This is a genomic window from Streptomyces sp. NPDC052064, assembly GCF_055585925.1.
Map to the genome: position 1 here is coordinate 1 of NZ_JBVJJE010000028.1, position 8,429 is coordinate 8,429.

General features: G+C 68.2%; 8 protein-coding genes and 5 pseudogenes. 7 read left to right on the forward strand and 6 right to left on the reverse strand.

Translation table 11 applies throughout. The annotated features are described in order from the left end of the window. Positions 1 to 92: 92 nt before the first annotated feature. A pseudogene (locus ACZ6TU_RS38705) lies at positions 93 to 221 on the reverse strand (lamin tail domain-containing protein); the annotation flags it as partial. Between the two features lie 298 nt (positions 222 to 519). Then, positions 520 to 1,116 (reverse strand): TetR/AcrR family transcriptional regulator, encoded by a 597-nt coding sequence (locus tag ACZ6TU_RS38710; RefSeq protein WP_467682313.1) that lies wholly within the window; start codon positions 1,114 to 1,116, stop codon positions 520 to 522. Between the two features lie 150 nt (positions 1,117 to 1,266). Between ACZ6TU_RS38710 and ACZ6TU_RS38715 the strand changes: the two genes are divergently transcribed. Continuing rightward, positions 1,267 to 1,728, forward strand: a complete 462-nt coding sequence (locus tag ACZ6TU_RS38715) for an ester cyclase (RefSeq protein WP_467682311.1) — start codon at positions 1,267 to 1,269, stop codon at positions 1,726 to 1,728. Further along, the gene (locus tag ACZ6TU_RS38720) at positions 1,725 to 2,219 is read left to right on the forward strand and encodes a DUF3237 domain-containing protein (RefSeq protein WP_467682309.1); all 495 of its coding nucleotides are present in this window, start codon (positions 1,725 to 1,727) and stop codon (positions 2,217 to 2,219) included. Before ACZ6TU_RS38715 ends, ACZ6TU_RS38720 begins: the two co-directional genes overlap by 4 nt. 306 nt (positions 2,220 to 2,525) lie before the next feature. Here ACZ6TU_RS38720 and ACZ6TU_RS38725 read toward each other — a convergent pair. Then, a pseudogene (locus tag ACZ6TU_RS38725) lies at positions 2,526 to 2,975 on the reverse strand (transposase); the annotation flags it as partial. A gap of 261 nt (positions 2,976 to 3,236) precedes the next feature. Here ACZ6TU_RS38725 and ACZ6TU_RS38730 point away from each other — a divergent pair. Beyond that, a pseudogene (locus ACZ6TU_RS38730) lies at positions 3,237 to 4,382 on the forward strand (IS701 family transposase); the annotation flags it as partial. 290 nt (positions 4,383 to 4,672) lie between these two features. On the opposite strand, the gene ACZ6TU_RS38735 reads toward ACZ6TU_RS38730, so the two are convergent. Continuing rightward, the gene (locus ACZ6TU_RS38735; protein ID WP_467682307.1) at positions 4,673 to 5,029 is read right to left on the reverse strand and encodes a ribosomal maturation YjgA family protein; all 357 of its coding nucleotides are present in this window, start codon (positions 5,027 to 5,029) and stop codon (positions 4,673 to 4,675) included. A 131-nt stretch (positions 5,030 to 5,160) separates the two neighbouring features. Here ACZ6TU_RS38735 and ACZ6TU_RS38740 point away from each other — a divergent pair. The 4 genes and pseudogenes from ACZ6TU_RS38740 to ACZ6TU_RS38755 all read left to right on the forward strand — a co-directional run. After that, a pseudogene (locus ACZ6TU_RS38740) lies at positions 5,161 to 5,373 on the forward strand (transposase); the annotation flags it as partial. A 93-nt stretch (positions 5,374 to 5,466) separates the two neighbouring features. Further along, positions 5,467 to 6,217, forward strand: a pseudogene (locus ACZ6TU_RS38745) (IS6 family transposase). A gap of 163 nt (positions 6,218 to 6,380) precedes the next feature. After that, complete coding sequence (locus tag ACZ6TU_RS38750; RefSeq protein ID WP_467682305.1) at positions 6,381 to 6,671, forward strand: hypothetical protein; 291 nt, start codon at positions 6,381 to 6,383, stop codon at positions 6,669 to 6,671. 50 nt (positions 6,672 to 6,721) lie between these two features. Continuing rightward, entirely contained in the window at positions 6,722 to 6,853 is a 132-nt protein-coding gene (locus ACZ6TU_RS38755; protein ID WP_467682303.1) for a hypothetical protein, read from the forward strand. Between the two features lie 340 nt (positions 6,854 to 7,193). Here ACZ6TU_RS38755 and ACZ6TU_RS38760 read toward each other — a convergent pair whose 3' ends face one another. Further along, positions 7,194 to 7,433 (reverse strand): hypothetical protein, encoded by a 240-nt coding sequence (locus ACZ6TU_RS38760; protein WP_467682301.1) that lies wholly within the window; start codon positions 7,431 to 7,433, stop codon positions 7,194 to 7,196. Continuing rightward, positions 7,430 to 8,206 carry a hypothetical protein gene (locus ACZ6TU_RS38765; protein ID WP_467682299.1) on the reverse strand — a complete coding sequence of 259 codons (777 nt, stop codon included), beginning with the start codon at positions 8,204 to 8,206 and terminating at the stop codon, positions 7,430 to 7,432. Before ACZ6TU_RS38765 ends, ACZ6TU_RS38760 begins: the two co-directional genes overlap by 4 nt. Between the last annotated feature and the right edge of the window lie 223 nt (positions 8,207 to 8,429).

An 8,429-nucleotide genomic window follows, 5' to 3' on the forward strand; every position in this document is an offset into this window, starting at 1 on the left:
GCCCCGCCGCCACGGCCTGACCACCGCCCGGAACCGGGCTCCACCACGCCACGACGCACCATCAGACACCACCCACCCAACAACGTGACAGCGCCGTGGAAGTTGATGTAGCCGTTGCCGTCGGGGTCGTCGTCACGGTTGGTGTAGGCGTGGACGTCGGCGCGGCTGCCTGAGGGCTTGTACAGGTAGATGGTGTCCTTGTCGTTGTTCCACAGGAAGTGGGTCCTGCAGAAGATGGACGGCGGCCGCGGGCCCGACCGGGGCGTCATCCACGCCGTCGACTGCGAGGAAGCACCCGCCGGGGCACTTGCCGACGAGGTCCTCGAACCGGGGCCCGGCGCACCTTCAGTGCGGCGGCCAGGGTGAAGACGCCTGTCCCGTCTCCACCCAGGCGCTCCCCCACTCCTCGCGATCACTCCTCGCGGTCCTTGTCCTCGTCGGCGGCGTTGCCGCGGCCTCCGCCACCCGCGAAGTGCCACGCGTTGGCCGTCGAGGCGCTTCTCGTGCGGGGGTCGCCTGTCAGTGCGGGGGTGCAAGGAACCCGTCGACCACGCAGCGAACCTTTGAGGACGCGTCACTTTCGCCCAGGCGCAGTGCGGTGTTTGCGGCGTTGAGTACAGCGTCGATCTGAAAGGCCGTGAGGTCCACGTCCAGTTGGGCGATCTCCCCGGTGTTCACGGCGCAGTCGAGTTCGCCGGCGAGAAGAGCGAGCCAGGTGCGGCGGTGGAGCAGCAGGGTGTCACGGACCTTCCCGGGCCGGCTGTCGAAGTCGGGGAGGCAGGCCGCCCAGAAGCAGCCTCCGGCGAACAACGGTGCCTCGATGTAGGAGATCCAGCGTTCCGTCAGTGCGCGGAGCCGGGCGGTGCCCGGCTGAGCGGTCTGTGCGGGGCGGATGACCGCTTCGGTGAACTCTTCGCGCGCCGACTCCGCGACCGCGAGCTGCAGGTTCTCCTTGGTCTTGAAGAGCGTCTGGATGCCGCTCTTGCTCAGCCCCAGGTCGGTGGCCAGACGGCCGATGCTGAGCCCGTTGAGCCCTTCCAGGGAGGCGACGTCGACGCCGTGGCGCGTGATCTTGTGCCGGGTCCGGGCACCGCGGACGAGGCGCTGGTCCGTCACGGTCGCGCCTGCTGCTTCCGTTGAAGACACGGCCACTTGTCGCCCTCGGCTCCCTGAGTGCTCGTTCATCGACTCCATCCTGTCATGCGCTTGCCTCAAGCATACGACCGATCGTACGTTTACTTTGCAGGCACGTTGAAGGAGGCACCTATGCATGAACAACGCAGGTTCGAACTGGCGCACGCGCTCGCCGTTGCCAAGAGCCGACAGGACGTTCCAGCCGCCCTGCGGCTCTTCCACCCAGACATGGTCCTCGAGACCCCGGCCTTCGGTACAACGACTCGGGGCCTGGCCGAGAACGAGAAAGCGTTACGGCGGTTCTTCGCTTCGTTCCCCGACTACGACGTCGTCCTGCACGGCCACGCGAACAACGGCGACACGCTCGTGTGCTGGGGTACAGCGCGGCTGACCATGACGGGCAACCGGTTCGGTGTCCCTAACGGCGAACGTGCTGAGATACCGGTGTTCATCCAGTTCACCTTCAAAGACGACCTGATCGCAGGAGAACGCTTCTTCTTCGACCTGGCGACGCTGTGCGCCCAGTCGGGAGTCTCGACGGACGCGGTCCGACAGAGGCTGTTCCCCGCGATCGCAGGAGGCGACGCGGCATGACGGCAGACCCGCGTGTGAAGGACGTCGGCGAGATCCGGACAGCGCACCTCTTCGACATGGTCGTCGACCTGAACCCCCACCTGCCCATCGGCAGCGGCCCGTTCGGCCGGCGCGTCCTCTTCGGTGCGGCAGGCGGCACGTTCCACGGCACCAGACTGAGCGGCGACGTCCTCCCCGGCGGGGGAGACTGGGCGCTGTTCGCCCCCGACGGAGCGATGACCCTGGACGTACGCCTGACACTGCGCACCCACGACGACGCCCTCCTGCACATGACCTACGGCGGCCGCTGGGTCACCCCGCCCGAGGTGCGCGACGCCCTGGACGACCCCGACGAGCGGTACCGGATCGACCCCGCCCACTACTACTTCCGGACCAACCCGCTTTTCGAGACGGGGGCCGAGCCTTACGCATGGCTCAACGACACAGTCTGCGTCGGGTCGGGATACCTCGTCGAAGGCGGTATCGCCTACAAGGTCTTTCAGATCCTGTAAAGAAACGCCATGGCGGGGATACGTCGGGGCGCGAGGGCCCTCCGTGTGCAAGGATCTGCGCCGCGCCCACGCACCGCCCCTCAACGTCGTGCACACCGCCGACGCTGCCCCCAACGCCATCGGTGGTCCTGCCCGAACTCCTGAGTCAAGGGCGTCTACGCCCCGTCCGCCGCGGGGCCGCGCAAGAAAAGCTGTCCCAACCCCCACACCGCCCAACCGACCTGGTCCTCCTGGTCGAGGGCGGGCGACCGGAGACGATGAGGACATGAACGGACGCCCAAGAGACGAACTGCTGGCTGAAGCCATGGCACCCGGCTCCAGCACGGCGACAAAGGAGTACGGCCAGCCCGGGATGAACTGCGATGCCGTCTTCGCCCGGCCGTAGACGTGGCAGAACAGCCGCTCCGCCGAGCACGGCGCGTCCGAGCGAAGCCACGGCGACACATCGACCGCCAGGACCAGTCGCCCGCCACCGAACCGCGGCAGCGACAGTTCGCCCAGCACAGTCCGTAACCGACCGGAATCGATCCGGCCATGGTTCGGACCGCCGTACATCGCTCCGTGCTCACGTCGATGTTCGGGCAGCAGCGTCAGGTCCACCGGGGACTTCACCGCACCGTCCGCACACAGCACCGCGTCCACCAGCTCGAACAACTCGTCGCGTCGTGCGGTCAGGCACTCGTAGAACTCTCCCCGGAAGCGTGACGCTTCCGCGAACGCTTCCCTCCGGACTGCATCAGGCAACAGACTCACCATCACGGCCTTCGTCTTGGTCATGTGCACCTTGGTCGGAGCACATGATCAGACGAAGGCCGCCCCCGCGTCTGGCGAACCCCCTGGTGAGCGACCCAGTTCGAGACGTCGTTCGGGGCCGGAAGAAAAAGAACAAGCTTAGTACTCCAGTTGCGCTTCTCCATTTTCCCTGGTCAGCACGCCTGTTTCGAGTCTAGTGAGCTGACGCCGCATCAGGGCGATGGTGGTTCGTGACCCACCCGATCGAGGTGCGTTGAGCCTGCCATGGAGCCGGATAGCGAAGCAGGGCTGTGGGCCACCGAGTTGGAGTCGTTGCTGTTGCGGGTGGGCCAGCGGTTCGGCCGCATCGAGCCGCGGCGTCGGATGCAGGACTATGTGCGTGGGCTGCTCGGCCCGGTGGGCCGGAAGAACAGCTGGCAGCTCGCCGAGCACGCAGGCCATGCCACCCCGTACGGCTTGCAGCGGCTGCTGTCGTGGTGCCAGTGGGATCCAGACGAGATCCGTGATGACCTGCAGGAATACGTCGCCGATCGGCTCGGCCGGCCTGACGGTGTCCTGATCGTGGACGACACCGGCTTCCTGAAGAAAGGCACGGTCTCAGCCGGAGTGCAGCGCCAATACTCGGGGACAGCCGGCCGCACAGAGAACTGCCAGATCGGCGTGTTCGCCGCCTATGCCTCGGCGAGGGGGCGGGCTCTGGTGGACCGGGAGCTGTATCTGCCCAGGTCCTGGACCGATGACCCGGATCGGTGCCGCACGGCGAGAATTCCTGAGGACAGGTCCTTTGCGACGAAGCCCGAACTGGCGCGGGCAATGGTGCTGAGGGCACTCGACTCCGCGCTGCCGATCGCCTGGGTGACCGCCGATGCGGCCTACGGGCAGGAGTGGCACTTCCGGCGGATGCTGGAGGAGGCCGGTGTCGGTTACGTCCTGGCGGTGCCCAAGTCGCAGCAGGTCAAGTCCCCTGTGGGGAGCTGGCGCATCGACCACGTACTGACCGGCGCTCCGGCCGATGCCTGGGAGCGGATCTCCTGCGGGGACGGCGCGAAGGGGCCGAGGGTCTACGACTGGGCCGCAGCCAGGCTCCCTGCCGCCGACGACGCGAACGGCGGGGCACCCGCGCATCACCGCTGGGTGCTGGCCCGCCGTAGCCTGGCCCGCCCCGAGGAGATCGCCTACTACCTTGCCTTCGCCCCCGCGGAGGCGACCGTTTCCGAACTGGTCCGCGGGGCCGGCTCCAGATGGGCCATCGAGGAGTGCTTCCAGGCCGCGAAGAACGAGTGCGGCCTGGACCAGTACGAAGTCCGCCGCTATGTGGGCTGGTACCGCCACATCACGCTGGCCATGCTCGCGCACACCTTCCTGGCCGCGATGGCCGCCCACGCCCTCGAAAAGGGGGCCGAAGAAACGGTCCGAGCAGCCTCGTTCCCCTCCCCGTGGCAGAAGTGCGACGGCTCCTGGATCTTGCCCATTCCCCCGCAACCTGGCTACCGAGGCCCCGGCACCGGCTCCGCTGGTCGCACTGGCGCCGACGCCATCAAGCCGTCGCCCGCCACTGCCACTACCAGCGCCGCACGCACCTCGATCGGGTGGGTCACGAACCACCATCGCCCTGATGCGGCGTCAGCTCACTAGACTCGAAACAGGCGTGCTGACCAGGGAAAATGGAGAAGCGCAACTGGAGTACTAAGCGGTTGGCCTCAACCGTCCCTGGCACCTCGGCGTGAGGGGAAGGAACGCACTGCGGTGTGGCTGAGCCAGCCCGCTGCCGCCCCGACCGTGTACCAGAACAGGTCCGGTGGATTGAAGGTGGAACCGAGCATGAGGCGGACGAGGGTGCTGCGCTGGGAGAGTTCTGCGGGTACCTGGCTGAGCTGTAGAAACTCGACTGCCCAACTGACGGTCAGCGCGCTTGCGGCGGCCCGCAGGGGCGTGACCCGTGGCGTCACCAGAACGACAAGAGTGAGCAGCAAGATGGTGTACAGCGCGTCTCCGCCGTACTTGGCCACGTTCCCTGCCGCCACGGCCCTGAGCCCCAACCCCACGCCGACGGTCATCACCGCGGCCCCGGCCGCTGCCAGTCGGATCCGAAGTGGGTCTGTGGCGCCGTCATACGTTTTGGGGATCAGGGTCACAATGTCATACTGCCGGACGGCGGGAGCTCGCAGTGGAGCACACCACATGCCGAATGCAGCGAGCGGAACTTTTTCGCAGTCTGCGCGTCCAGGACGTTGGCCATCCTGGTCGACGCTCTCAAAGCAAGTACACGAAGCGGTACACCGAGGAGTTCAAGCGGGACGCGATCGCGCTCGTCGATTCCTCGGGCAAGACGGTCACCGCCGTCGCCCGGGAACTCGGCATCAGTTCCGAGTCCCTGCGCGGCTGGTACCGCCGGGCGAAGGCAGACCGAGCGCGAGGAGCTCAAGCGGCTGCGCAAGGAGGTCCGCGAACAGCAGCAGACCATCGGGCGCTGTCACGTTGGCTGACCGGTGGGATGATCTTCGGGTCGACAGGCTGGGAGGGGTCGTCCGTGGGGAGCGCGGCGCTGTCGTACAAGGGGCACCGGTATCCGGTCGAGGTGATCTCCCACTGTGTGTGGCTGTACTTCCGCTTCCCACTGTCGTTCCGCGAGGTCGAAGAGCTGATGCTCGAGCGCGGGATCGTCGTCTCCTACGAGACGATCCGCCGCTGGTGCGCGAAGTTCGGGCAGACCTACGCAGGCGCGCTGCGTCGCCGGCAGCCTCGGCCTGGGGACAAGTGGCACCTGGACGAGGTCTTCATCAAGATCAACGGGCGGTTGCAGTACCTGTGGCGGGCCGTCGACCAGGACGGCAACGTGCTGGACGTTTTGCTGCAGAGCCGGCGGGACAAGGCCGCGGCCAGGCGTTTCTTCCGCAGGCTGATGAAGAGGACCGGTGTGGTGCCGCGGGTGGTCGTCACCGACAAGCTCCGCTCATACGGCCCTCCGCGAGGTCATGCCGTGCGTCGAGCACCGGCAGTCGAAGTACCTGAACAACCGGGCGGAGAACTGCCACCAGCTGACCAGGCAGCGTGAACGGGCGATGAAGGGCTTCCGCTCCGTGGGCGGGGCCCAGCGGTTCCTCTCCGCGTTCAGCGGCATCTCGCCCCACTTCCGGCCCCGCCGCCACCTGATGCCCGCACACGACTACCGAGCCGAGATGACCGTCCGCTTCGCAATCTGGGAGCAGCTCACCGGCGTCGCCGGCCTCGCCAGCGCGGCCTGAGCACCGCCCGGAACCGGGCTCCACCACGCCACGACGCACCATCAGACACCACCCACCCAACAACGTGACAGCGCCCCCGTCCACGTTTCGATGAAGCCAGCTGCGCCGCTCTCGGCTCCGGGGATCTGGAAGAGGCCCGGCGTGACGCTCGTAGGATGCCTACATGCCCAAGCCGTTACGGATGAGCCGCCGCACGTGGGTTGCCGCGTGGGCGGTGCTGTGCGTGGCCGGTATCGCTGCCACCGCCGCACTGAACGCTTTGCCGGCGCCTGACCCGCAGCCCGAGAAGCCCGTCAGCGCCGAGTGCGCCGAGTACATCGCGGACATCGAGACGCAGTTGGCCAAGGCCAAGAGGGAAGGCAACGACGACGGCGTGCTGGCCTTCACGCGAACCCGGGTCGGCGCGGACGACTGCAGCGATGAAATTCTCGACCACTTCAGCGGCGACCGGTGAGCCGCCGTACAGGGCTCGCCGTGACAGCGGGGCTGATCTGCGCTGGCGCCGTGGCGATTATCGCCGTGAGCGAGGCGATGGAACCACAGCCGCAGTCCACTCCGCCGCGGGTGTACTCCTCCTGCCTGGCGGCCGACACCAAGCCGATGCCTGTGGGCGACGACCCGTGCGACGGCCGTTGAAGAACCACTGAGTGACTGTCCCCCCGCAGGACGGCGACTGAGGCCCCTGCCTGCCCGCGCCCCTTTCGGCCAGCGCCCGCAGCCGGGAGGCCACCAGCGCCGCCCCGGGCCCCCGAGCCAGAGCGCCGCCCGGGAACAGGCAGCGTGGGCGCGCCTCGCCGAAGTCGAGGCGCCCGCCGCCGAGGCGGCGGGCACGAAAGCTCAGCACAAGCAGGAGCCGGCCGAGCACTACGTGGCCCGGGCCCAGCGCCGAGAGTGCCAGGCCCAGGGTGCGCCAGGGCTCGGGGTGGGCGCACGCACCTTGGCCCGGGAGGGACCTCGTTGCCGTGCGGCAGCGTGGTCAGCCGTCGCGGCGACGCAGGGCACGGAGCCCGACGTCGTACGCCATCGTGCCGAGGGCGAGGACCACGAGCGGCCACACGAGCGGGGATGCTGCCGGGATGGCGCCGTGGACCAGGGCCGCGCCGACGCTGCCGGTGCCGAGTACCGCGGTGCAGGCCGGAATCCCCGGCAGAGCGATCCGCAACACCACCTCCCGGCGCCGGGCCGGGCGGGCTGCGACAGGGGCAGGGGCGCTCATCGGCCGCTCACCGTGGCCGCCTCGGCCGCGGTAGAGGGGTCGGTGATGCGCCCAGCAAGCCGCTTCACCTTCCGGCGGACCCTCTCGCCCTGCCTCTCCGGCTCCGCAGCACCAGCGGCCATGGCCGCTTCGGCCCAGGTGGTGACCCCACGGGCACCGAGAGCGAGAGTTACCGCTCGCTCGGCCGAGGAGAGGGCCTTCAGAATCTCGATCAGGCGCGAGTCCTCGAAGCCGGTCTCGAAGCCGGGGTCGACGGCGGCCTGTCCGCAAACCAGGTCGTACAGGGTCAGCCCGTCGCCGAGCGGGGTGTCGAGCAGCAGCAGCCGCGACTGGTCGACCTTGCGGCGCCAGACCGGGGTGAGTTGCCGGTGGATGACACTGGCCTCTGACCTCAGCTTGTCCAAGGCCTCAGGGGTCAGGCGGCCTTGGTCGTAGAGAGGGTCCGCCCAGTTGTCGAGCAAGGCGGTGGAGACCGGCTCGTTCCATCCGCTCCACCTCCCCAGCACCTCCGATGTGAAGGAGTGAATCGTGGGTCCGTCGCCGGCGAGCGCGGCCTCGCGGGCGCTCAGCGCCTGGATCACCTCGGGGACCGGAATGTTCAGAGCCCGGAACCCGGACTCGATGGTCTGGTTGGCCGGGTGGTCGGCCTTGAGTACCGCCATACCGGTCGTGGTGGTGATCAGCGTGGGAGGGGCGACACGGTCGAACGGCTCCGGCAGTCCGAACACGCCGTCCATGTCGAGGGCGATGCTCCCGTCCCCCCGGAGAGTCACGGTATCGCCGGCGCTCCCGCTCCAATGGGCCGGGAACAAGGCCATGACCGCCGCGCCGGTATTGGACTCGTAGTTGAACTGGCTGATCCGCTCCGCCAGATCGTTCTGGACGGAGCAGTCATCCTCAAGGCGCTGTCACGTTGTTGGGTGGGTGGTGTCTGATGGTGCGTCGTGGCGTGGTGGAGCCCGGTTCCGGGCGGTGGTCAGGCCGTGGCGGCGGGGC

Excerpts from the sequence above, each read along its gene's own strand:
- ACZ6TU_RS38715 (WP_467682311.1), top strand. The coding sequence starts at position 1,267 with ATGCATGAACAACGCAGGTTCGAACTGGCGCACGCGCTCGCCGTTGCC.
- ACZ6TU_RS38720 (WP_467682309.1), top strand. The coding sequence starts at position 1,725 with ATGACGGCAGACCCGCGTGTGAAGGACGTCGGCGAGATCCGGACAGCG.
- ACZ6TU_RS38735 (WP_467682307.1), bottom strand. The coding sequence starts at position 5,029 with ATGACCGTCGGCGTGGGGTTGGGGCTCAGGGCCGTGGCGGCAGGGAAC.
- ACZ6TU_RS38750 (WP_467682305.1), top strand. The coding sequence starts at position 6,381 with ATGCCCAAGCCGTTACGGATGAGCCGCCGCACGTGGGTTGCCGCGTGG.
- ACZ6TU_RS38760 (WP_467682301.1), bottom strand. The coding sequence starts at position 7,433 with ATGAGCGCCCCTGCCCCTGTCGCAGCCCGCCCGGCCCGGCGCCGGGAG.